Annotated in this window: 20 protein-coding genes; 16 read left to right on the top strand and 4 right to left on the bottom strand. The window is 74.6% G+C overall.

The features are described from left to right. Window positions 1-75 precede the first annotated feature (75 nt). From O7625_RS03040 to glmM, 7 genes are all read left to right on the top strand, one after another. The gene (locus O7625_RS03040) at window positions 76-777 is read left to right on the top strand and encodes a class I SAM-dependent methyltransferase (protein ID WP_282344171.1); all 702 of its coding nucleotides are present in this window, start codon (window positions 76-78) and stop codon (window positions 775-777) included. A gap of 126 nt (window positions 778-903) precedes the next feature. Continuing rightward, entirely contained in the window at window positions 904-1161 is a 258-nt protein-coding gene (locus O7625_RS03035; RefSeq protein ID WP_067314550.1) for a DUF6364 family protein, read from the top strand. After that, window positions 1139-1444: a type II toxin-antitoxin system PemK/MazF family toxin gene (locus O7625_RS03030; RefSeq protein ID WP_172898447.1), complete on the top strand. Its 306-nt coding sequence runs from the start codon at window positions 1139-1141 to the stop codon at window positions 1442-1444. The genes O7625_RS03035 and O7625_RS03030 overlap by 23 nt, the downstream gene beginning before the upstream one ends. 423 nt (window positions 1445-1867) lie before the next feature. Continuing rightward, on the top strand, window positions 1868-3223 hold the full coding sequence (locus tag O7625_RS03025) for a nitrate/nitrite transporter (RefSeq protein ID WP_282346790.1): 1356 nt from the start codon (window positions 1868-1870) through the stop codon (window positions 3221-3223). Between the two features lie 211 nt (window positions 3224-3434). Beyond that, window positions 3435-3878 (top strand): 50S ribosomal protein L13, encoded by a 444-nt coding sequence (rplM, locus tag O7625_RS03020; protein WP_007465158.1) that lies wholly within the window; start codon window positions 3435-3437, stop codon window positions 3876-3878. A 20-nt stretch (window positions 3879-3898) separates the two neighbouring features. Beyond that, entirely contained in the window at window positions 3899-4363 is a 465-nt protein-coding gene (rpsI, locus tag O7625_RS03015; protein WP_067313518.1) for a 30S ribosomal protein S9, read from the top strand. Between the two features lie 116 nt (window positions 4364-4479). Beyond that, a complete protein-coding gene (glmM, locus tag O7625_RS03010; RefSeq protein WP_282344165.1) occupies window positions 4480-5835 on the top strand; it encodes a phosphoglucosamine mutase in 1356 nt (451 codons plus the stop codon). A gap of 131 nt (window positions 5836-5966) precedes the next feature. On the opposite strand, the gene O7625_RS03005 is transcribed toward glmM, so the two are convergent. After that, window positions 5967-7163, bottom strand: coding sequence for a pyridoxal phosphate-dependent aminotransferase (locus O7625_RS03005; protein WP_282344163.1), 1197 nt, complete (start codon window positions 7161-7163; stop codon window positions 5967-5969). Window positions 7164-8267: 1104 nt separating this feature from the next. On the opposite strand from O7625_RS03005, the gene glmS reads away from it, so the two are divergent. Beyond that, window positions 8268-10181 carry a glutamine--fructose-6-phosphate transaminase (isomerizing) gene (gene glmS / locus O7625_RS03000; protein WP_282344162.1) on the top strand — a complete coding sequence of 638 codons (1914 nt, stop codon included), beginning with the start codon at window positions 8268-8270 and terminating at the stop codon, window positions 10179-10181. Window positions 10182-10189: 8 nt separating this feature from the next. On the opposite strand, the gene O7625_RS02995 is transcribed toward glmS, so the two are convergent. Both O7625_RS02995 and O7625_RS02990 read right to left on the bottom strand, forming a co-directional pair. Beyond that, window positions 10190-11818: an alpha/beta hydrolase gene (locus tag O7625_RS02995; protein ID WP_282344161.1), complete on the bottom strand. Its 1629-nt coding sequence runs from the start codon at window positions 11816-11818 to the stop codon at window positions 10190-10192. Beyond that, window positions 11815-12111, bottom strand: a complete 297-nt coding sequence (locus O7625_RS02990) for a hypothetical protein (protein WP_282344159.1) — start codon at window positions 12109-12111, stop codon at window positions 11815-11817. The genes O7625_RS02995 and O7625_RS02990 overlap by 4 nt, the downstream gene beginning before the upstream one ends. 287 nt (window positions 12112-12398) lie before the next feature. Between O7625_RS02990 and O7625_RS02985 the strand changes: the two genes are divergently transcribed. The 5 genes from O7625_RS02985 (at window position 12399) to ung (ending at window position 17387) form a co-directional block, all read left to right on the top strand. Then, window positions 12399-13868 carry an NAD(P)H-hydrate dehydratase gene (locus O7625_RS02985; RefSeq protein ID WP_282344158.1) on the top strand — a complete coding sequence of 490 codons (1470 nt, stop codon included), beginning with the start codon at window positions 12399-12401 and terminating at the stop codon, window positions 13866-13868. A gap of 70 nt (window positions 13869-13938) precedes the next feature. Continuing rightward, entirely contained in the window at window positions 13939-15057 is a 1119-nt protein-coding gene (gene alr / locus O7625_RS02980) for an alanine racemase (RefSeq protein ID WP_282344157.1), read from the top strand. Continuing rightward, window positions 15054-16151: an alpha/beta hydrolase gene (locus O7625_RS02975; RefSeq protein ID WP_282344156.1), complete on the top strand. Its 1098-nt coding sequence runs from the start codon at window positions 15054-15056 to the stop codon at window positions 16149-16151. Before alr ends, O7625_RS02975 begins: the two co-directional genes overlap by 4 nt. Continuing rightward, window positions 16148-16630: a tRNA (adenosine(37)-N6)-threonylcarbamoyltransferase complex ATPase subunit type 1 TsaE gene (gene tsaE, locus O7625_RS02970; protein ID WP_067313497.1), complete on the top strand. Its 483-nt coding sequence runs from the start codon at window positions 16148-16150 to the stop codon at window positions 16628-16630. The genes O7625_RS02975 and tsaE overlap by 4 nt, the downstream gene beginning before the upstream one ends. A 55-nt stretch (window positions 16631-16685) precedes the next feature. Then, entirely contained in the window at window positions 16686-17387 is a 702-nt protein-coding gene (gene ung, locus O7625_RS02965; protein WP_282344154.1) for a uracil-DNA glycosylase, read from the top strand. Window positions 17388-17532: 145 nt separating this feature from the next. Here ung and O7625_RS02960 read toward each other — a convergent pair whose 3' ends face one another. Next, on the bottom strand, window positions 17533-18471 hold the full coding sequence (locus O7625_RS02960; RefSeq protein WP_282344152.1) for a helix-turn-helix transcriptional regulator: 939 nt from the start codon (window positions 18469-18471) through the stop codon (window positions 17533-17535). Between the two features lie 376 nt (window positions 18472-18847). Here O7625_RS02960 and tsaB point away from each other — a divergent pair, with 376 nt between their 5' ends. Genes tsaB through tsaD form a run of 3 tightly spaced genes read left to right on the top strand, consistent with a single transcriptional unit; the run spans window position 18848 to window position 21247 of the window. Beyond that, window positions 18848-19735, top strand: coding sequence for a tRNA (adenosine(37)-N6)-threonylcarbamoyltransferase complex dimerization subunit type 1 TsaB (gene tsaB / locus O7625_RS02955; RefSeq protein ID WP_282344150.1), 888 nt, complete (start codon window positions 18848-18850; stop codon window positions 19733-19735). Continuing rightward, window positions 19732-20208 carry a ribosomal protein S18-alanine N-acetyltransferase gene (gene rimI / locus O7625_RS02950; protein WP_282344148.1) on the top strand — a complete coding sequence of 159 codons (477 nt, stop codon included), beginning with the start codon at window positions 19732-19734 and terminating at the stop codon, window positions 20206-20208. Before tsaB ends, rimI begins: the two co-directional genes overlap by 4 nt. Beyond that, window positions 20201-21247 carry a tRNA (adenosine(37)-N6)-threonylcarbamoyltransferase complex transferase subunit TsaD gene (tsaD, locus tag O7625_RS02945; protein ID WP_067313432.1) on the top strand — a complete coding sequence of 349 codons (1047 nt, stop codon included), beginning with the start codon at window positions 20201-20203 and terminating at the stop codon, window positions 21245-21247. The genes rimI and tsaD overlap by 8 nt, the downstream gene beginning before the upstream one ends. Window positions 21248-21258 lie beyond the last annotated feature (11 nt).

The following is a 21258-nucleotide window of genomic DNA, read 5'->3' as shown; positions in this document are numbered from 1 at the left end:
CGCACAGGGGAAACGTGTCGGCCGGTAGGGTCTATAATGTGAGACAGTTTTCCCATGATGCGAGAGGAGCTGAGTATGGACGTGACGGCGGCCTTCGATGCGGTGGCGGGCTCGTACGATCAGGCCCGTCGCCGGCTCGTCCCCTGCTTCGACGACTTCTACGCCGCCGCCATCGAGGTGGCCGCCCCACCGCTGCGGGCCGCGCTCGCCGCCGGGCGTACCCCCGAGGTGCTCGACCTGGGCGCCGGCACCGGGCTGCTCTCGCTGCTGCTCACCGCCGCGCTGCCCGGCGTGCGGGTGACCCTGGTCGACGGGGCCGCGCGGATGCTCGCGGTGGCCGCCGAGGGGCTGGCCGCCCGGGGGGTGGCGCACCGCACCGTGCTGGCCGACCTGGCCGACCCGCTCCCCGCCGGCCGGTACGACGCGGTGGTCTCCGCGCTGGCCGTGCACCACCTCGACGACGACGGCAAGCGGGCGCTCTACCGCCGGGCGGCCGACGCGCTGCGGCCCGGCGGGGTGTTCGTCAACGCCGAGCAGGTGGCCGGTCCCACCCCGGCCCTGGACCGCCGGTACGACGAGGTCTGGCTGGCGCAGACCGCCGCGCGCGGCTCGGACGACGCCGAGATCGCCGCCGCCCGGGAGCGGATGCGGCACGACCGTCCGGCGGCGGTGGCCGACCAGTGCCGTTGGCTGGCCGACGCCGGCCTGGTCGACGTGGACTGCTTCTACAAGGCGTGGCGGTTCGCCGTCTTCGGCGGCCACCGCCCGGCCGCCTGACCCGCCCGGCCGCCTGACCCGACCGGCCGCCTGACCCGACCCGCCCGCTGGCCCGCCCGGCTGGCTGAGCCGCTCGGTCGGCCGGGTGGAATGACCGGTGGTCATACCAGGGGTAGGATCGGTGGCATGACCGCGAAGGTGACTCTCTCGTTCTCGGACGAGACGATCGAGCAGGCCCGCCGGTTCGCCAAGCGGGAAGGCCTCTCCCTGTCCGCCTGGATGGACCAGGCCGCCCGGGAGAAGGCGCTACGGGAGGTCTTCACCGCCCACGCCGAGGCGGTCGGCCGGGCCGGGCTCGACCTGGAGTCCGCCGCCCTCGCCGACGCCCGCGAGGTGGGGATGGTCGCCGACGTGCTCTTCGGTGGTCGCCCACGTGCTGCGTAGGGGAGAGGTCTGGCGCATCGAGGGCGCCCGGGAACGGCTCGGGCTGGTGATCAGCTCCGACGTCTACAACTCCACCGACGTGCCGATCGTGATCGTCGCCGAGGTGGTCGAGACCGCGCTGCTGCGCGACTCTCCGCTCGCCGTGCCGATGGGCGCGAACGTGGTGATGCCCGACCGGCTGTCGGCGCCGATGAAGAAGTGGTTCACCGAGTGCGTGGACGTCGCCGACACCGAGACCATGCGCCGGGTCACCCGGGCACTGCGTATCCTCCAGGAACTCTGACCGTCGCTCCGCCGGGCCGTTCGACCGCCGTCCGGTCGGCCATCGCGTCGCGCGACGGCCGTCCGGTACGGCGATCGTGTCGCTCGGCCGCCGTCCGGTCCGGCCACCGTGTCGTCCGGCGGCTGCTCCGTCCGGTCGCCGGGCCGTTGCGTTCCGCGGGCCGTCTCACCACCGGATCCGGGCCGAGGTGCGATCTCCGTTTCCGGAACGACCCGGAGGAGGCACCCTCCGGGAAATCAGGCCTGCCTAGCGTTCGGCTCACCACGACCAGCAGGAGGAGTCGCCGTGAGCACGCTCGCCCGCAGCACCGCCGCCGATCCACCGGCCACCGGCACCGACCCGCAGGCCCCGGCCACCGACCCGCAGGCCCCGGCCACCGACCCGCAGGCCACCGCCACCGCCTCCGCCTCCGACGGGGCCGCCGTGACCGGGGCGGCCGTGACCGGGGCGGGTCGGCGGCACCGGATCGACGACTGGCGTCCCGAGGATCCCACCTTCTGGCGGACCACCGGAGCCCCGATCGCCCGGCGCAACCTCTGGGTGTCGATCTTCGCCGAGCACGTCGGGTTCTCGGTGTGGAGCCTCTGGTCGGTCACCGTGCTCTTCCTCGGCCCGGCGTACGGCATCGACCCGGCCGGGAAGTTCCTGCTCACCGCCGTGCCGGCCGCGCTGGGGGCGGTGCTGCGGCTGCCGTACACCCTGGCGGTGGCCCGGTTCGGGGGGCGGAACTGGACGATAGTCAGCGCGCTGCTGCTGCTGGTACCGGCGGTGCCGATGGCGATGCTGCTGGAGCCGGGGGTGTCGTACTCGACGCTGATGGTGCTGGCCTGCCTGACCGGGGTCGGCGGCGGCAACTTCGCCTCGTCGATGGCGAACATCAACCTGTTCTTCCCGGACCGGCTCAAGGGCCGGGCGCTCGGGCTCAACGCGGGTGGCGGCAACCTCGGCGTGCCGGCCGTGCAGCTGGTCGGGCTGGCGGTGCTGGCCACCGCCGGGGCGGCGTACCCCCGGTTGGTGCCGGCGGTCTACCTGCCGCTGATCGTGCTGGCCGCGCTCGCCGCGGCCCGCTGGCTGGACAACATCCCGGACGCCCACAACGAGCCGGGCGCGCTGCGCGAGGCCGCCCGCGACCGGCACACCTGGGTGATGTCGCTGCTCTACGTGGGCACCTTCGGCTCGTTCATCGGCTTCGGCTTCGCCTTCGGTCAGGTGCTCCAGCTCCAGTTCGCCGAGCGGTTCCCCACCCCGGTCGACGCGGCCTGGCTGACCTTCCTCGGGCCGCTGATCGGCTCGCTGATCCGGCCGCTCGGCGGGCAGCTCGCCGACCGGCTGGGCGGGGCGCGGGTGACCTTCTGGAACTTCGTCGCGATGGCCGCCGGGGCCGGACTGGTGCTCTACGCCGCCCGGGAGCGGTCGTTCCCGCTCTACCTGGCCGGGTTCCTGGCGCTGTTCGTCTTCTCCGGCATCGGCAACGGGTCGACGTACAAGATGATCCCGGCGATCTTCCGGGTCCGGGCGGTGGCCGAGGCGGAGCTGACCGGCGACCCGGCCGCGGCGCAGCGCCGGGCGCGACGGCGCTCCGGGGCGCTGATCGGCATCGCCGGCGCGGTCGGCGCCTCGGGTGGGGTGCTGGTGAACGTGGCCTTCCGGCAGTCCTTCCTCACCTCGGGCAACGCGGATGCCGCCTACCTGGCCTTCATCGGCTGGTACGCGCTCTGTTTCGTGGTCACCTGGGCGGTCTACCTGCGGCCCGGCCCCGGGAAGCTGGTCGGTGTGTGACCCTTGTCATGCGGTGGAATCGTCGGCCACGCCGGCCGACCCCCCGTTTTGACCAGCCGCTGGGGTGCCGGGTATCGTTGCCTGCTGTTGTACGACATCCAGAGGCGTGCCGCTCAGGTACGCTTGGTCGTTCGTGCGCGCTGGTCCGGCCGGGAAGCCTCTGGTCACCTCGGCGCGCGACCCCAGACCGACGACGAGACAAGGTAGACCTGTGCGTACGTACAGCCCGAAGCCGGGTGAGATCGAGCGTCAGTGGCACGTTATCGACGCCTCTGATGTCGTGCTGGGCCGCCTGGCCACCCACGCCGCCACGCTGCTGCGCGGCAAGCACAAGCCGACTTTCGCGCCGCACGTCGACACGGGCGACTTCGTCGTCATCGTGAACGCGGGCAAGGTGGCGCTGACCGGCAACAAGCGGCAGACCAAGGTCGCCTACCGGCACTCCGGTTACCCGGGTGGCCTCAAGCAGGTCGGCTACGACGAGCTGCTGACCAAGCGGCCCGAGCGGGCCATCGAGCTGGCTGTCAAGGGGATGCTCCCGCACAACAAGCTCGGCCGTCAGCTGATCAAGAAGCTGAAGGTCTACGCCGGTGCCGAGCACCCGCACCTGGCGCAGCAGCCGGTGCCGTTCGAGATCAAGCAGATCGCGCAGTGAGCGAGGGCGAAGGAAACAGCATGACCGACATCATCGAGACCGAGGTCGCCCCCGAGGCCACCGAAGCGCCCGCGCCCGTCGCCCGCGCGCCGCATGGTGACCGGCCGATCCAGACCGTCGGCCGCCGCAAGGAGGCCATCGTCCGGGTCCGTATCGTCCCGGGCAGCGGCAAGATCACCTGCAACGGCCGCGACCTCGAGGCCTACTTCCCGAGCAAGGTGCACCAGCAGCTCATCAAGGACCCGCTGGTCACCGCCGAGAAGCCCGAGATGTTCGACGTCATCGCCAACCTGCGGGGCGGCGGCACCACCGGCCAGGCCGGTGCGCTGCGGCTGGCCATCGCCCGCGCGCTGATCGTCAGCGAGCCGGACGACCGCCCGGCCCTGAAGAAGGCCGGCTTCCTCACCCGGGACGCCCGGGTCAAGGAGAGCAAGAAGTACGGTCTCAAGAAGGCCCGTAAGGCTCCGCAGTACTCGAAGCGCTGATCACCAACGGCGCGTTGTACTTCTGACGAACGGCCGGGTCCGCCTCCCCTCCGCGGGAGGTGGCCCGGCCGTCGCGCTTTCTCCACTCATCGCAGTTGCACCGGAGGTTGGCGGGTATGGGGCGGTTGTTCGGCACGGACGGCGTACGCGGGCGGGCGAACGTCGATCTCACCCCGGAGTTGGCGCTCGCCGTGGCGGTGGCCGCCGCGCACACGCTGGCCGAGTCGGACCGCAGCCACCCGCCGCTGGCGGTGGTCGGGCGGGACACCCGGGCCAGCGGCGAGATGCTGGAGGCCGCCGTGGTCGCCGGCCTGACCAGCGCCGGAGCGAGCGTGGTCCGGGTCGGCGTGCTGCCCACCCCCGCCGTGGCGTTCCTGACCGCCGAGGCCAAGGCGGACCTGGGTGTGATGCTCTCCGCGTCGCACAACCCGATGCCGGACAACGGGATCAAGCTGTTCGCCGCCGGAGGGCACAAGCTGCCCGACGAGATCGAGCTGCGGATCGAGGCGGCCGTCGAGGCGAACGCCACCACGGCCTGGGACCGCCCGGTCGGCGCGGGGGTCGGCCGGGTGCACGACCTGCTCGACGGAGCCGACCACTACGTGCAGCACCTGGTCGGCACCGTGCCGCACCGCCTCGACGGCATCAAGGTCGTGGTCGACTGCGCCAACGGCGCCGCCGCCGAGGTCGCCCCGGTCGCCTACCGGGAGGCCGGCGCCGAGGTGATCGCGATCCACGCCGAGCCGGACGGCCTCAACATCAACGACGAGTGCGGTTCCAACCACCTCGACGGGCTGCGGGCCGCCGTGGTCGAGCACGGCGCGCACCTGGGCCTCGCCCACGACGGCGACGCCGACCGGTGCGTGGCGGTCGACGCCGACGGCGCGGAGGTCGACGGTGACGAGCTGATGGCGATCCTCGCCCTGGCCCTGCGGGATGCCGGCGAGCTGACCCGGGACACCCTGGTCGCCACCGTGATGAGCAACCTCGGCCTGCGGCTGGCCATGTCCGCGCAGGGCATCCGGCTGGTCGAGACCAAGGTCGGCGACCGGTACGTGCTGGAGGAGCTGCGCGCCTCCGGCCTCGCCCTCGGCGGCGAGCAGAGCGGTCACCTGGTGATGCCCGCGCACGCCACCACCGGGGACGGTGTCCTCACCGGCCTGCACCTGATGGCCCGGATGGCGGCCACCGGCCGGTCCCTGGCCGAGCTGGCCTCGGTGGTCACCAAGCTGCCCCAGGTGCTGATCAATGTGCCGGTCGGCGACCGGACGGTCGGGGCCGCCGCGCCCGCCGTGCGGGCCGAGGTCGAGCGGGCCGAGGCCGAGCTGGGGGAGACCGGCCGGGTGCTGCTCCGCCCGTCCGGCACCGAACCGCTGGTACGGGTGATGGTCGAGGCCGGCACCGAGGAGACGGCCCGGTCGGTGGCCGAGCGGATCGCCGAACACGTCCGCACCGCCAGCCCCGTCACCTGAGCCGGCACCGGTCAGGCCTGCCGGTGCCGGTGTGCCGGCCGCCGGGTGATCGCCACCGCGCGGCCCGCCGCCGTCGACGGGCGACCAGGGTGCTGGTCAGTGCGGGTCGGCCGGGGTGACCAGGGTGCTGGTCAGTGCGGGTCGGCCAGCGTGCGCAGCCGGGTGACCGCCTCGCTCAGCACCTCGGGACGCTTGCAGAAGGCGAACCGGACCAACCGGCGACCGGCCTCGGCGTCGTCGTAGAAGACCTGGGTGGGTACGCCGACCACGCCGCAGCGCTCCGGCAGGGAGCGGCAGAACTCCAGCCCGTCGCGACCACCGAGACCGGTGATGTCGGCGGTGACGAAGTACGTCCCCTCCGGGGTGAGCACCGCGAAACCGGCGTCGGTCAGACCGTCGATCAGCAGGTCCCGCTGCCGCTGGAGGGCGTCCCGGAAGCCGGTGTAGTAGTCGTCGGGCAGGGCCAGTGCCACGGCGACCGCCGGTTGCAGCGGTGCCGCGTTGACGAAGGTGAGGAACTGCTTGACCCGCAGCACCGCCGAGACCAGCGCGGCGGGGCCACTGACCCAGCCCACCTTCCACCCGGTGCAGGAGAACGTCTTGCCGGCCGACGAGATGCGCAGGGTGCGTTCCCGCATCCCGGGCAGGGTGGCCAGCGGCAGATGAGCGGCGGCGGCGTCGGTGAAGACGAGGTGCTCGTACACCTCGTCGGTGACCGCGTACACGTCGTGCTCCCGACAGAGGTCGGCGACCAGCGCCAACTCCGGCGCGGTGAAGACCTTCCCGGTCGGGTTGTGCGGGGAGTTCAGCAGCACCAGCCGGGTACGCGGCCCGAACGCGGCCCGCAACTCGGCCGGGTCGAAGGCGTACCGGCCGTCGTCGCCGGGGCGCAACGTCACCGGTCGCCGTACCGCGCCGGCCAACGCGATCGACGCCGCGTACGAGTCGTAGTACGGCTCGAAGCAGACCACCTCGTCGCCCGCCTCGCAGAGCGCCAGGATGCTCGCGGCGACCGCCTCGGTGGCCCCGGCGGTGACGATCACCTCGCCGTCCGGGTCGTACGTCAGGCCGTGGAAACGGTGCTGGTGCTCGGCGACGGCCCGGCGCAGCACGGGGATCCCCGGTCCGGGCGGGTACTGGTTCTGCCCGGAGCGCAGCGCCTCGGCGGCGGCGGCCAGCATCTCCGGCGGCCCGTCGGTGTCCGGGAAGCCCTGGCCCAGGTTGACCGCCCCGGTCCGGACGGCGAGCGCGGACATCTCGGCGAAGACGGTCGTCCCGAACGGGCGCATCCGGGCCACCAGCGGGTCGACATCGGTCGGCGTCGTCACGCCCGTCAGCCTACGGCTCGGGCACGCCCGGTCCGCACGGCGCGGGGTCGCCATTTCCGGGACGGTCGCGGGGCTGCGCCCGTCCGGCGTGCCTCGAGGCGGTGGGCGGGCCGGCGGACCGGGCCGGCGTGACGTGGCACCGGTCAGCCGGCGGAACCCACCGCACGGTGTGCCCCGCCGGACCGCGGGTGGGCACGGCGACGGGCGTGGCCGGTCGGTGCGGCTGCGGTGGCCAATCGGGCTCGGGATCGTCGTAGTCGTAGTCGTCCCCGGTCGTCGACTCCGGCACGAGTTGACCCAGCAGCGCACCGCCCCCGCAGGCGCAGGCACAGAAGCCGAGGACGAGCACCACGACGACCGCCACCACGATCGCCACCACCTGACCGGTGGAACTCCGGCCGCCCGGCGGCGGGTACCCGGGGTGGGCGAACGGCGGCGGGTAACCCGAGGGTGGCCACCCGTGGCCGGGTAGTCCGCCGGGCATCGCGCCGGGCCTGGTCGGGTCCACGCCGGCCCAGCCCACGGCAGGTGGCCCGCCGGGCATGCCGCCGGGTGAGGCCGGGGCCGTGCCCGCCCAGCCCCCGGCGGGCATGCCGGGAGGAGCCGGGGCGGCCCGACCACCGGTCGACGGCGGCCCGGGCCACGGGTCGGGGGCCGCCCAGGGTGGTGGCACCGCGAGCGGATCCGGCGCAGGCCAGGCGGACGCGTCAGCCGGTGCGCCAGCTGTCGGGTTGGGCGTCGGGTCCGAGCCGGAGCGCTCCGGCTGAGCCGGGGCTGGGCTCCCGCCAGGGCTCGCGGTGCCCGCCGCGTCGGCGGGGGATGGCGTGTCGCCGGCTGCGGGTGAGGGGTCGCCGGGTGGGGGCGCGTCGGACATGGTCGCTCCGGGGACGCGAGGGTGGGAAAGGGGCGAGCGGGCCGTCCCTGGGCCGTCCCAGGGTCGCCGAGAGACTGTCGTACGGTCGGGCGGTCCGCAAGCCCGCGTCGTCGAACGGGTGGGGCGGGCGTCCGGTTGTCGCCGGTCACCGTCCGTTCGCTCAATTTCGGTGATTGTTTACCCGGCTTCTGCGCACGCGCGATGAGCGAAACTGGGTTAGGCTGCGGACCATGTGTGGAATCGTGGGTTACGCCGGCTCGCGCCCGGCGCTCGGCATCGTGCTCGACGGGCTGCGCCGGCTGGAGTACCGGGGGTACGACTCGGCCGGGGTCGCGATCGTGTGCGACGACGAGCTGCTCACCGAGAAGAAGGCCGGCAAGCTGGCCAACCTGGAGAAGGTGCTCTCCGAGCGGGCCGCCAGCAACCCGGAGGACTGCGCCGCCAGCCCGGTCGGCATCGGCGACGGCACCACCGGCATCGGGCACACCCGGTGGGCGACCCACGGTGGGCCGACCGACCGTAACGCCCATCCGCACGTCGCCCCCGACGGCCGGGTCGCCGTGATCCACAACGGCATCATCGAGAACTTCGCCAAGCTCCGCGCCGAGCTGGAGGACGACGGGGTCCAGTTCACCAGCGACACCGACACCGAGTGCGCCGCGCACCTGCTCGCCCGTGCGCTCGCCGAGCTGCGCGCGGCGGGTGGCACCGACGGCCCCCAGCTGCTCGCCGCCGGGATGCGGGTGGTCTGCCGGCGGCTGGAGGGCGCCTTCACCCTGCTCGCCGTGGACGCCGCCATCCCCGGTGCGGTGGTCGGCGCGCGGCGCAACTCGCCGCTGGTGGTCGGCCGGGGTGACGGCGAGAACTACCTGGCCAGCGACGTGGCGGCGTTCATCGAGCACACCCGCGAGGCGGTCGAGCTGGGCCAGGACCAGCTCGTCCTGATCACCGCCGACAGCATCGAGATCACCGACTTCGACGGGGAGCCGGCCACCGGCAAGGACTTCCACATCGACTGGGACTCCTCGGCCGCCGAGAAGGGCGGTTACGACTGGTTCATGCTCAAGGAGATCGAGGAGCAGCCGCAGGCCATCGCGGACACCCTGCTCGGCCGGCTCACCGAGAGCGGCGAGATCGCCCTGGACGAGGTCCGCCTCAGCGACCAGGACCTGCGCGACGTCGACAAGATCTTCATCGTCGCCTGCGGTACCGCGTACCACTCCGGCATGGTCGCCAAGTACGCCATCGAGCACTGGACCCGGATCCCCTGCGAGGTGGAGCTGGCCAGCGAGTTCCGTTACCGCGACCCGGTGCTCGACCGGTCCACCCTGATCGTGGTGATCTCGCAGTCCGGCGAGACGATGGACACCCTGATGGCGTTGCGGCACGCCAAGGAGCAGAAGGCCCGGGTGCTGGCGATCTGCAACACCAACGGCTCCACCATCCCGCGTGAGTCCGACGCGGTGCTCTACACCCACGGCGGCCCGGAGATCGCGGTCGCTTCCACCAAGGCGTTCCTCACCCAGCTGGTCGCCTGCTACCTGATCGGCCTGCACCTGGCCCAGGTGCGCGGGATCAAGTTCGCCGACGAGGTCGGCGCGGTGGTGGCCCAGCTCCAGGAGATGCCGGGCAAGCTGCGGGAGCTGCTGGGCCGGATCGAGCCGGTGCGGGAACTGGCCCGGGAGCTGAAGTCCGAGCCGACGGTGCTCTTCATCGGCCGGCACGTCGGCTACCCGGTCGCCCTGGAGGGTGCGCTCAAGCTCAAGGAGCTGGCGTACATGCACGCCGAGGGGTTCGCCGCCGGTGAGCTGAAGCACGGGCCGATCGCCCTGATCGACAAGGGCACCCCGGTGATCTGCGTGGTGCCGTCGCCGGTCGGCCGGGGCATGCTGCACGACAAGGTCGTCTCCAACATCCAGGAGGTCCGGGCCCGGGGTGCGCGGACCATCGTGATCGCCGAGGAGGGCGACCAGGCGGTGGTCCGCTACGCCGACCACCTGATCTACGTGCCGCGTACGCCGACCCTGCTCGCGCCGCTGGTCACCACCGTGCCGTTGCAGGTGCTCGCGGCCGAGATCGCCGCCGCCCGGGGGCACGACGTCGACCAGCCGCGCAACCTGGCGAAGTCGGTCACCGTCGAGTAGGACACCGGTCATCGGCCGAGCACGATCCGGGCCATCCCGTCCAGAGCGGGGTTGCCGGGCTCCCAGTAGCCGGTGTGACCGTACCGGCCACTGGGGAAGGTCCGGCCGCCGAAGCCCGGATCGCTCGGGTCGTGCCCGAACCACAGCTGGTGGTCGTCCGGGCGGAGCAGCCAGGCGGCGCTGGCCAGCGGCGAGGTGGCCAGCACCGCCCGGCCGGCCAGGTCGCGGGGCGGCTCGACCAGCGCGATCACGTCGTCGCGGGCGGTGCTGGCCCAGACCCGGTCCGGCGGTAGACCGAGCGCGTCGGCCCGGTCCACCCCGACGCCGGGTGAGCCGACGAAGGCCAACGCGTCGGCGGCCAGCCCGTGGTCCCGGGCGGCACTGCCCACCACCAGCGAGCCGTAGCTGTGCCCGAGCACGGTCTGCCGGGCCGCCGGCCCGTCGTGGGTGGCGCGCAGCCCCTCCTGGAACCGGTGCAGCGCCGACCCGGCGTCCCGGGCCTGGGCCGGCGATGAGGCCTCGGGCAGGAAGTCGGGGGCGTCGTAGTCCAGCCAGAGCACCGCCGCCGTCTCCTCACCCGGGGCGATGGCGGTGCACCTGGCCTGCACCCGGGCGGCCCGGCCCAGCTCACCGGGGACGTCGGCGAGGTCGCTGGTCATCCCCGGCACGTAGGTCAGCACCCGGGCGGCCCGGTCCGGGTTGCCCAGCGCGACGATGGCCCGTCCGTCGCCGGCCGGATCGAGGCCGAGCAGGTACGCCCGGGGTGTCCCCGTCGAGGCCAGCCGACCGGCGAGCCGGTCCAGGACGGCCAACGCCCGGTCGATCCGCCGCAGCGCGGCCCGCTCGCCCGGCCGGCGGGCCGCCAGCGACAGTCGTTCGGCCAGCAGCGCCTCCCGGTGTCCCGCCAGCAGCAACCGGTTCGCCTGGTCGCGCGCTGCCGCCGGCACCCCGTCACGCGGCCCGGCCCAGGTCGGTTCGTGGAGCACCAGCCACCGGCGCTGGGCCGGGGTGAGGCCGGCCCACCAGGCGCGGACCGTCGCCGGGGTGGCGTCGTGGGCCGGTCGCCCCGGCGGCGGCTGCTCGACCCAGCCGGTGCGGGCCGCCCCGGCCAGCTCGGCCAACCGGGCGGCGGCCTCCCGGTCGGCCGCGTCGGCCAGGGTGAGCGCCCCCCGCAGGGCCGCCGCCACCTGACCCACCGCCGCCGGGGAGACCGTCCCCGCCCCGGCGGGTCGTGGGTCGGGGTGGCCCGGCAGCGCGCCGGACTCCGGGCCGCGCCAGGCCTGCGGGGCCGCCCGTGCCCCGCCGTGCCGGTCGACCGCCACTCCGGTGCGGTCGGCGACCGCCACCGCCTCGGCGAGGCGGGCCTTCGCCACCCGGAGCCGACCGGCGAACTCGGCGAGCGCCTGCTCGGTCTCGACCAGCGCCGGCAGGATGGTCGTCAACTCCGCCCGCAGCCCGCCGAGCCGGACGTCGGCCGCCGTGGCCGCCGTGCCGCGCCAGCCCGTGCGGAGCGCCGCCGCCCGGTCGGCCAGCCCGGCCCGCCGCCGCCTGACGGGCGCGTCCACCCCGCGCCAGGCCACCCCCGCGGCGTCCCAGTCACCGGGAGAAGCGGTCCAGAGCTGGGCGTACCCGATCATCGGGGTCGGCCGACCAGTCGCCCGGCGGCCCGGTCGTCGGCCGCCGCGTACGCCTCGGCGGCGGCGCGCAGGGCGGCGCCGGTCTCCGCCACCCGGACGCCGAGCGCCCCGTGCCAGGCGTGCACCGCCGACTCCAGCCCGGCCAGCGCCGTGCCGGCCCGCCACCCCGGCGCGGACGGCACCAACCCGGGCCGGCCCACCAGCCCCTGCGCCAACGCGTGCGCCTCGTCGGCCAGCCCGCCGGCCGCGACCCGCAGCACCGACACGTCGACCTCCACCGGTTCGTTCGTCATCGCCCGCCTCCCGTGCCCACCTCGTCGGCCCCTACCGGTGACCGTGCCCAGACGCTAGGTGACCCGGCGGCTGCCGGCGTGGCCCTGTGGACGACGGGCGGCGGTCGCACCCGGGGGGTCGTCCACAGGCCTTGCCTGCCGCGCCGCCGATGGCTAACCTGCCGCCCCCACCGTCGGTAGGGTGATCCCGGCCAGGACGGGCGCGCGTCGACCGCGACGGGCGGGTCGTCCGGGTGATCGACGGGCCGCCGGTGCGGACGGACCGGCCGACGGGAGGACGGGGCGGGATGAAACCGGTGTGGCGGGTGGCGGACGTACGCGCGGCGGAGGCCGGTCTGATGGCCACCGTGCCGCCCGGGACGCTGATGCAGCGGGCGGCGGCGGGGCTGGCCCGGCGCTGCGCCCTGCTGCTCGCCGACCGGGGCGGGGTGTACGGCGCGCGGGTGCTGCTGCTGGTCGGCTCCGGCGACAACGGCGGCGACGCGCTGTACGCGGGCGAGCGGCTGGCCCGGCGCGGCGCGCAGGTCGCCGTGTTGCCGACCAGCCCCGGCCGGGCGCACGCCGAGGGCCTGGCCGCGCTGCGGGCCGCCGGGGGACGGTTGGTCGACGCCCCGCCCGCCGTGGTCGACCTGGTGCTCGACGGGATCGTCGGGATCGGGGGCACCGGCGGCCTGCGGGAGAATGCCGACCGGATCGTCGCCGACCTGCCCGCGCTGCGGGGTCGCGACGGTGGCCGGGCGACCGTGGTCGCGGTGGACGTGCCCAGCGGGGTGGCGGTGGACACCGGGGACGTGCCGACGGACGACACGGGTCGGCCCCGCGCCGTGCGGGCGGACGTCACGGTGGCGTTCGGCGCGCTGAAGCCGGCCCTGGTGGTCGGCCCGGCGGCCCCGCTCGCCGGTCAGGTGGAGCTGGTCGACATCGGGCTCGGCCCGTGGCTGCGCGGGGATCCCGCACTGCGGGTCACCGAGTGGTCGGACGTGCGGGCCTGGTGGCCCCGCACCGGGGCGTCGGCGGAGAAGTACAGCCGGGGCGTGGTCGGGGTGGCCACCGGGTCGCGCACCTACCCGGGGGCGGCGGTGCTCTCGGTGGGTGGCGCGCTGGCCGGCCCCACCGGCCTGGTCCGGTACGCCGGTGGCGCCCGGGACGAGGTGGTCCGCCAGCACCCGTCGGTGATCGCCACCGACCGGGTGGCCGGGGCTGGCCGGGTGCAGACCTGGGTCTGCGGCTCCGGCCTGGGCACCGACGAACAGGCCGGTGCGGAGCTGCGCGCGGTGCTGGCCGCGCCGGTGCCGGTGGTGCTCGACGCGGACGCGCTGACCCTGCTGGTGGACGGCTCGCTCGCCGACCGGCTGCGCCACCGGGACGCCCCGATCGTGGTCACCCCGCACGACCGGGAGTTCACCCGGCTGTGCGGCGAGGAGCCGGGGGCCGACCGGGTCGCCGCCGCGCTGCGGCTGGCCGCCTGGATGAACGCGACGGTGCTGCTCAAGGGGGACCGCACGGTCGTCGGCACGCCGGACGGCCGGGCGTACGTCAACCCCACCGGCAGTCCCGCGCTGGCCACCGGGGGTACCGGGGACGTGCTGGCCGGGCTGCTCGGCGCGCTGCTCGCCGCCGGGTTGGCCCCGGAGCGGGCGGCGGCCGTCGCGGCGTACCTGCACGGGCTGGCCGGTCGGGAGGCGGCCCGGGGCGGCCCGGTGACCGCGCCGGACGTGGTGGCCGCGCTGCGCCCGGTGGTCGCTCCGCTGCTCTGACGGCACGGGTGCGGCGGTCGGGGTCGGCGTCCGGCGACCGGGTGATCACCGACGCCAGTAGGCTGGGCTCATGTGGCAGGCCGAGGTACGCGTCGATCTGGACGCGATCCGTGCGAACGTGGCCCGGCTCCGGTCGGGCACCAGCGCCGAGCTGATGGCGGTGGTGAAGGCCGACGGGTACGGCCACGGCATGGTCCCGTCGGCGCGGGCCGCGCTCGACGCGGGGGCGGACTGGCTGGGGGTGTGCACCCTCGACGAGGCGTTGACCCTGCGCCGGGCCGGGATCACCGTGCCGGTGCTCGCCTGGCTGCTCACCCCGGGGCTGCCGCTGCACGAGGGGGTGGCGGCCGGGGTGGACCTGGCCGCCGCGAGCCTGGCCCAGCTCGACGAGATGGTCGAGGCGGGTCGGGTCGCCGACCGGCCGGCCCGGCTGCACCTCAAGATCGACACCGGGTTGTCCCGGGGCGGGGCCACCGTCGCCGACTGGCCCGCCCTGCTGGAGGCCGCCGCGAAGGCCCAGGCCGACGGCCTGGTCGAGGTGGTCGGCGTGTGGAGCCACTTCGTGTACGCGGACTCGCCCGGCCACCCCACCACCGACCGGCAGTTGGCGGTCTTCCACGAGGGGCTGGCCATGGCCGAGCGGGCCGGACTGCGCCCCCGGTACCGGCACCTGGCCAACTCGGCGGCCACCCTGACCCGGCCGGACACCCACTTCGACCTGGTCCGGCCCGGGCTCGCCGTGTACGGGCTGTCGCCGATCGCCGGGCAGCAGTTCGGGCTGCGCCGGGCGATGACCGCGCGGGCCCGGGTGATGCTCGCCAAGCGGGTTCCCGCCGGCACCGGTGTGTCGTACGGTCACACCTACACCACGGCCGAGGAGGCGAACCTGGCGGTGGTGCCGCTCGGCTACGCCGACGGGGTGCCCCGGCACGCCTCCAACGTCGGCCCGGTGCAGCTCGGCGGGAAGCGGCGGACCATCTCCGGCCGGGTCTGCATGGACCAGTTCGTCCTCGACTGCGGTGCCGACGAGGTGGCCGCCGGTGACGTGGCGACCCTCTTCGGCAGCGGCGACGACGGGATGCCGACCGCCGACGACTGGGCCGAGGCGGTCGGCACGATCAACTACGAGATCGTCACCCGGTTCGGCGGGGTCCGGGTGCCCCGGGTCTACGACGGCGAGCGACGGTGAGCGCGGTCAGCCGGTTCCGGGTGCCCCGGCCGAGGACCGCCGCCGGGCGGGTGGCCGGCGTGGTCGGGGCCGCGGTGGGGGTGGCCGCCGCCGGGCTGGCCGCCGGGGTGGCCACCGAGCGCGCCCTGGTCCGCCGGCTCAAGGCCGACCCCGCCGATCCGTACGCCGGGGAGGACTTCGGCGCGCAGCGCTACGACGAGGCGTACCGGCTGCAGTTGCCGGACGGCACCGACATCCACGTCGAGGTGGTCGAGCCGACCCGACCGGTGCCGGGGCACCCGACGGTGGTGCTGGTGCACGGCTTCTGCCTGGACATGGGGACGTTCCACTTCCAGCGTCAGCTGCTGGCCGAGCGGGGCGACTACCGGATCGTCGCGTACGACCAGCCGGGGCACGGCCGGTCGGGCCGGTTGGAGACCGGTGAGTACGACCTCGCCGCGCTCGGCCACACCCTGCGCCGGGTGATCGACCGGACCGCCCCGGAGGGGCCGTTGGTGCTGGTCGGGCACTCGATGGGTGGGATGACCATCATGGCGTTCGCCGAGGCGTACCCGGAGCTGTTCGGTGACCGGGTGGTCGGCACGGTGCTGATGGCCACGTCGGGCGGGTTGCTCGCCGAGACGAAGCTGGTCGCGCCGGCCCTGCTCGGTCGGGTCGGCTCGCCGGTGCTGTTCATGATGAACAACGCCACCCGGTACGGCGGGATCGTGATCGACCGGGCCCGCAGGTCCACCTCCAACGTGGCCTGGCTGCTGACCCGCCGGTACGGCTTCGGCACCCCGAAACCGAGCCCGGCGCTGGTGTCGTACGTGGAGCGGATGAACTCCCGGACGTCGGCCGACACGGTGACCCGCTACCTGCGGACCCTGGCCACCCACTCCCGGTTCCCGGCACTGGCCGCGCTGAGCGGCACACCGGTGCTGGTCGTGGTGGGCGACAAGGACATGATCACGCCGGTGGTGCACTCGGAGGAGATCGTCCGCCGGCTGCCGCACGCCGAGTACATCAAGATCCAAGACAGTGGGCACGTGGTGATGCTGGAACACGCCGACGAGGTCAACGCCGCGCTGGAACGTTTCCTGGAGGCGCTGTGACGGTGCGCGTCACGTTGCCCACCGTCGAGGACACTCGGGATTTCGGCCGGCGACTGGCTGCTGTGCTGCGCGCCGGTGATTTGCTGCTGCTCACCGGCCCGCTGGGGGCCGGCAAGACCGCGCTCACCCAGGGCCTCGGCACCGGCCTGGGGGTACGCGGCGACGTCACCTCGCCGACCTTCGTGATCGCCCGGGTGCACCGGCCGGATCCGGCGCGCGGCGGCGCGGTGGCCATGGTGCACGCCGACGCGTACCGGTTGGGCGACGCGACCGACCCGCGCGCCGAGATCGACGACCTGGACCTGGACGCCTCGGTGGACGACTCGGTGACCGTGGTCGAGTGGGGCGAGGGGCTGGTCGAGCAGCTCGTCGACGCCCACCTGCGGGTCCGCATCGACCGCCGCGACGACGACACCCGGGTGGTCGAGTTGGAGCCGGTGGGCGGGGACTGGGCGCGGCGGCTGGCCGCCCTGGGCTGAGGGGTGTCGTACCCGCTGCCTAGAGTTCCGGGGACTTCGTTGCGAAAGGTTGCCGATGCCCGACGACACCCCCACCCTCGACCTGCTGGCACTGCTGCCGCCGGCGTGGCGTGCCGTGCTCACCCCGCACCTGGACCCGGCCCGGACGGCGGCGCTGGCCGACTTCGTCGCCCGCGAGTACGCCACCCAGACCGTCTTCCCGCCGGTGGAGGATCTCTTCTCCGCCTACCGGTTGTGCGAGCCCGAGCAGTGCCGGGTGCTGATCCTAGGTCAGGACCCTTACCACAAGGCGGGGCAGGCGCACGGGCTGAGTTTCAGCGTGCGCGAGGGGGTCGCGGTGCCGCCGTCGCTGCGTAACGTCTTCAAGGAGCTGAGCGAGGACCTGGGGGTGCCGAAGCCGCGCAGCGGCAACCTGGACGGTTGGGCGGCGCAGGGGGTGCTGCTGCTCAACGCGGTGCTCACCGTCCGGCAGGCCAGCCCCGGCTCGCACGGCAACAAGGGGTGGGAGGAGTTCACCGACGCGACCATCCGCGCCCTGGACGCCCGGGACGAGCCGGTGGTCTTCCTGCTCTGGGGCGGCTACGCCCGCAAGAAGGCTGCCCTGGTCACCAACCCCCGGCACGTCGTGCTGGAGGCCGGTCACCCGAGCCCGATGAACCCGCGTGGCTTCCTCGGCAGCCGCCCGTTCAGCGCCACCAACAAGGCCCTCGCCGATGCCGGTCTGCCCCCGATCGACTGGGAGCGCTCGGCCGGCTGACCCACCCGCCGCCTCACCCTCACCACTCGCCGCCTCGCCACCCACCTCTCACCCCTCACTCCCCAGCTCTCGCCACCGCACATCGCCGGCTGACGTCGGCGGTGTGCGGTGGCGGAGCCCCCGCACTGGGCAGCAGCGTCGACGCCTACCGCCCGGTTCGCGCGCCGGGGCCGACGGCCGAGGCCGGGTCGCGGGCCGACTTGCGGTCGTGGGCCGAGGCCGGGTCGTGGGCCGAATCGCGGTCGTGGGCCGAGGCCGGGTCGTCGGTCGAATCGCGGTCGTGGGCCGAGGCGGGGTCGTCGGTCGAGTTGCGGTCGTGGGTCGAGTTGCGGTCGCCGGTCGAATCGCGATCGTTGGTCGCGGCGGGGTGGTCGGGTGTGGCGCGGTGGTCGGCCGATCGGCGGCGGTGTCGGCGCAGCAGGGCGGCGGCCTGCGGGTCGGTCAGCTCCACCGTGACCAGCGGCACCACCCGGTAACTGCGCTCCCCGTGCCGTACCTCGATCGCTGCGGGAAGCTCGTCGCACATCTGGGCGCGGATCTCGCCGTACCGGGTCGACCAGTAGTGCTCGCCCGGCTCCTCCGGGGCCAGGTACAGCCCGCCGAACTCACGCCACCGGGCGTTCCACCGCTGCCCGTAGGCGGCCTGCAGCCAGGCGGTGAACCGGGCGGAGTCGCGCCACCGCACAGCGATCTCGACCGCGTCGGCCGGGACCGGGGCACCCTGGAGCAGGGCGGCGGTGCCGCCGGTCAGCAGGTGGGGCAGGTCGCCCAGCCGGTCCAGCAGCCGATCCAGCCCCAGTTCGTCGATCCGGTCGGCGAGCGACCGCGTGGCGAGGGCGTCGATCCGGGCGTCGAGGTGGCTGTCCAGCTCCTCGACGGTCACGGCGAGCTGCCGACCCAGGGCGGCGAAGAGGCGTTCCACCAGCGGCATGCCCGGCACCCGTTCCCCGCGCTCGATCCGGGCCACCGCGCTCTGACTGGTCCCGGCCCGATCCGCGAGTTGCTGCTGGGTGAGCCGTTGGGCGCTGCGCTCCCAGCGCAGCATGGCGGCGATCTCCGTGGTGAGGCGACTACTCTCAGGCATCCCCGCATGATGCTGTGATGGGAGTGAGTGGTATGCCTGGCTGTCATATTTATGACGGACAGGCATACCCCTGAACATCGGATATAACTTCCCGCCGCCCGTCGCCCGTCGCCCGTCGCCCGTCGCCCGTCGCCCGTCGCCCGTCGCCCGTCGCCCGTCGCCCGTCGCCCGTCGCCCGTCGCCCGTCGCCCGTCGCCCGTCGCCCGTCGCCCGTCGCCCGTCGCCCGTCGCCCGTCGCCCGTCGCCCGTCGCCCGTCGCCCGTCGCCCGTCGCCCGTCGCCCGTCGCCCGTCGCCCGTCGCCCGTCGGGGCCGGCGGCCGAGGGGCGGGGCGGGCTGTGACCGGGTGGCCCAGGTGGACGGCTAGGCTGGCTTACCGTGCTCGTACTGGTGGTGGACTCCTCGACTCCCGCGGTCACCGCGGCCCTGGCCGAGGTCACGGCGGATGGCGTCGCGCTGCGGGCGCACCGGTGCACGGTCGACGCCCGCGCCCACGGTGAACTGCTCGCCCCGCAGGTGGAGGCGGTGCTCGCCGACGTCGGCGCGCGGCCGGCCGACCTCGGCGCGATCGTCGCCGGGCTCGGCCCCGGCCCTTTCACCGGGCTGCGGGTCGGGCTGGTCACCGCCGCCACCATGGGCCAGGTGCTCGGCATCCCCACCTACGGCGTCTGCTCCCTCGACGGCATCGGCCACCCGACCGCACCCGCGACCGAGGCATCCGGGACCGAGGCATCCGGGACCGCCGTACTCGGGATCGAGGCACCCGCGACCGCCGCCCCCGGGACCGAAGCACCCGGGACGGAGGCATCTCCGGCCACGGCACGCGCGGCCGCCGCACGCGGGACCACCGCACCCGCGACCGAGGCAGGCCCGGTGGCGTCCGGGGACGCTCCCGCCGGCCGGACCACAGCGGGGGTGGGGCGGGTGCTGGTCGCCGCCGACGCCCGGCGGAAGGAGGTCTACTGGGCGGTCTACGACGAGAGCGGCCAGCGGATCGCCGGGCCGGCGGTGGACGCCCCGGTGGTCGCCGCCGCCCAGGCCCGGGAGCTGGCGGTCACCGTGGCAGCCGGGGACGGCGCCCACCGCTACGCCGACGTGCTCGGGCTGCCGCTGCGCGTCGTACCCCGGTATCCGGACGCCGCCGCCCTGGTCGCCCTGGCCGCCGAACGGATCCGGGCGGGTGCCCCTGGTGAGGCGCTCACCCCGCTCTACCTGCGCCGGCCGGACGCGGTGGCGGCGACCAGCCGTAAGTCGGTGCTGCCGTGACGGTACGACTCGACCGGTTCCGCTGGTGGCACATCGGCGAGGTGCTGCTGATCGAGGCGGACCTGTTCGGCGCGGAGCAGTGGTCGCCGGCGATGTTCTGGAACGAACTGGCCAGCGGCCACCACTACCGGGTGGCCCTGGACGCCGACGGGTCGCTGGTGGGCTACGCGGGCCTCACCGTCGATCCGGCCGGTGAGTCGTGGGTGCAGAACATCGCGGTCCGCCGGGACGCCCAGCGGCGCGGGATCGGCCGGGCGCTGCTGGAGGACCTGCTGGCCGAGGCCGCCCGCCGCAGGATCGACAGTGTCCTGCTGGAGGTGGCCGTCGACAACGCCCCCGCCCAACGGCTCTACGCGACGTACGGGTTCGAGCCGATCGGCGTACGACGGGGCTACTACCAACCGAGCAACACCGACGCGCTGGTCATGCGGCGCGACGCGGCACCGGTCGCAGACGGGACGGACCATGGGTGACGAACCGCTGATCCTCGGCATCGAGACCTCCTGCGACGAGACCGGGGTGGGCATCGTCCGTGGACACACCCTGCTCGCCGACGCACTGGCCTCCAGCGTGGACGAACACGCCCGGTTCGGTGGCGTGGTGCCGGAGGTGGCCAGCCGGGCACACCTGGAGGCCATCGTGCCGACCATGGACCGGGCGCTGCGCGAGGCGGGGGTGACCATCGCCGACATCGACGCGATCGCGGTCACCGCCGGTCCCGGTCTGGCCGGGGCACTGCTGGTCGGGGTGGCCGCCGCCAAGGGCTACGCGGTGGCCGCCGAGAAGCCGGTGTACGGGGTGAACCACCTGGCCGCGCACGTCGCGGTGGACACCCTGGAACACGGCCCGCTGCCGGCGCCGGCGATCGCCATGCTGGTCTCCGGCGGGCACTCCTCGCTGCTGCTCGTCGACGACCTGGCCCGGGGGGTCACCCCGTTGGGCGCGACCATCGACGACGCGGCCGGGGAGGCGTTCGACAAGGTGGCCCGGCTGCTCGGGCTGCCGTTCCCGGGCGGCCCGTACATCGACCGGGAGGCGCGGGCCGGCGACCCGGCGTCGATCGGCTTCCCGCGCGGCCTCACCGCGGCCAGGGATCTCGCCGCCCACCGGTACGACTTCTCCTTCTCCGGGCTGAAGACGGCGGTGGCCCGCTGGGTGGAGGGCCGGCGGCGCGCCGGTGAGCCGGTGCCGGTGGCCGACGTGGCCGCCTCCTTCCAGGAGGCGGTCTGCGACGTGCTCACCGGCAAGGCGCTGGCCGCCTGTCGGGCGCACGGGGTGGACACCCTGGTCATCGGTGGGGGAGTGGCGGCCAACTCCCGGCTGCGGGCGATGGCCGAGCAGCGGGCGCAGCGGTACGGCATCCGGGTCCGGGTGCCCCGCCCGGGGCTGTGCACCGACAACGGGGCGATGGTCGCCGCGCTCGGGGCGCACCTGGTGGCCGCCGGGGTGGCACCGAGCCGGCTGGACCTGCCGGCCGACTCGGCGCTGCCGTTGACCACTGTCAGCGTGTGACGGAGGGGAGC

Origin of the sequence: Micromonospora sp. WMMD714, assembly GCF_029581315.1 — a bacterium.
In the GTDB taxonomy this organism is placed as follows: domain Bacteria; phylum Actinomycetota; class Actinomycetes; order Mycobacteriales; family Micromonosporaceae; genus Micromonospora; species Micromonospora rifamycinica.
This window is presented reverse-complemented; position numbering and strand designations above follow the sequence as displayed.

Excerpts from the sequence above, each read along its gene's own strand:
- O7625_RS03040 (WP_282344171.1), top strand. The coding sequence starts at position 76 with ATGGACGTGACGGCGGCCTTCGATGCGGTGGCGGGCTCGTACGATCAG.
- O7625_RS03035 (WP_067314550.1), top strand. The coding sequence starts at position 904 with ATGACCGCGAAGGTGACTCTCTCGTTCTCGGACGAGACGATCGAGCAG.
- rpsI (WP_067313518.1), top strand. The coding sequence starts at position 3,899 with ATGACCGACATCATCGAGACCGAGGTCGCCCCCGAGGCCACCGAAGCG.
- glmM (WP_282344165.1), top strand. The coding sequence starts at position 4,480 with ATGGGGCGGTTGTTCGGCACGGACGGCGTACGCGGGCGGGCGAACGTC.
- glmS (WP_282344162.1), top strand. The coding sequence starts at position 8,268 with ATGTGTGGAATCGTGGGTTACGCCGGCTCGCGCCCGGCGCTCGGCATC.
- O7625_RS02995 (WP_282344161.1), bottom strand. The coding sequence starts at position 11,818 with ATGATCGGGTACGCCCAGCTCTGGACCGCTTCTCCCGGTGACTGGGAC.
- O7625_RS02990 (WP_282344159.1), bottom strand. The coding sequence starts at position 12,111 with ATGACGAACGAACCGGTGGAGGTCGACGTGTCGGTGCTGCGGGTCGCG.
- O7625_RS02985 (WP_282344158.1), top strand. The coding sequence starts at position 12,399 with ATGAAACCGGTGTGGCGGGTGGCGGACGTACGCGCGGCGGAGGCCGGT.
- alr (WP_282344157.1), top strand. The coding sequence starts at position 13,939 with ATGTGGCAGGCCGAGGTACGCGTCGATCTGGACGCGATCCGTGCGAAC.
- ung (WP_282344154.1), top strand. The coding sequence starts at position 16,686 with ATGCCCGACGACACCCCCACCCTCGACCTGCTGGCACTGCTGCCGCCG.
- O7625_RS02960 (WP_282344152.1), bottom strand. The coding sequence starts at position 18,471 with ATGCCTGAGAGTAGTCGCCTCACCACGGAGATCGCCGCCATGCTGCGC.
- tsaD (WP_067313432.1), top strand. The coding sequence starts at position 20,201 with ATGGGTGACGAACCGCTGATCCTCGGCATCGAGACCTCCTGCGACGAG.